The organism is Thalassotalea sp. G20_0 (assembly GCF_017744175.1).
Taxonomy (GTDB): Bacteria; Pseudomonadota; Gammaproteobacteria; order Pseudomonadales; family Endozoicomonadaceae; genus Endozoicomonas.
Map to the genome: position 1 here is coordinate 1 of NZ_JAGHQV010000350.1, position 739 is coordinate 739.

Annotated in this window: 1 protein-coding gene; it reads right to left on the reverse strand. The window is 52.4% G+C overall.

Annotation, left to right across the window (positions count from 1 at the left end; translation table 11 throughout):
• Positions 1–739 (reverse strand): DEAD/DEAH box helicase (locus J7438_RS26455; RefSeq protein ID WP_209279007.1); only part of this gene is annotated, 739 nt, incomplete at both ends.

Consider the following 739-nt stretch of genomic DNA (forward strand, 5'->3'; position numbering starts at 1 on the left):
GCCATATTGAGCGTTCTTGGAATGGGCGTTGCGGTCAGGGTCAGGATATCAACCTCGGACCTTAATGACTTGAGCTTTTCCTTATGGCGGACCCCAAAGCGGTGTTCTTCATCAATAATAAGCAGGCCAAGATCTTTAAAGGTCAGGTCGCCCTGGAGAATCTTGTGGGTACCAATAATGATATCCAGTTTGCCCTCAGTGAGCCGCTCTTTTACCTGATCCACGGCTTTTTGCGACTTGAATCGTGAAATAACATCAATTTCTACGGGCCAGTCCGCAAATCGATCACGAAAACTTTCGTAGTGCTGTTGCGCCAGCAGCGTCGTGGGAACCAGAATGGCCACCTGTTTACCGCTATGGGCCGCAAGGAAAGCGGCACGCATGGCAACTTCTGTTTTACCAAAGCCCACATCACCACAGACCAGACGATCCATGGGTTTAGGTGCGCACATATCACCAATAACGGCGGCAATGGTCTGTTGCTGATCCGGCGTTTCTTCAAACGGAAAGGCTGCAGCAAAAGCCAGATAGTTCTGCTCCGGCTCAGTGAAAGGAAACCCTTTTCGTGCTTCTCGGCGGGCATAAATATCCAGCAGTTCAACGGCCACGTCCCTGGCTTTTTCGGCGGCCTTACGCCGCACCTTGCTCCATTGCTCGCTGCCCAGCCGGTGTAGCGGGGCAAGTTCATCATCGGCACCGGTGTATCGGGAAATCAGGTGGAGAGAAGCGACAGGAACAT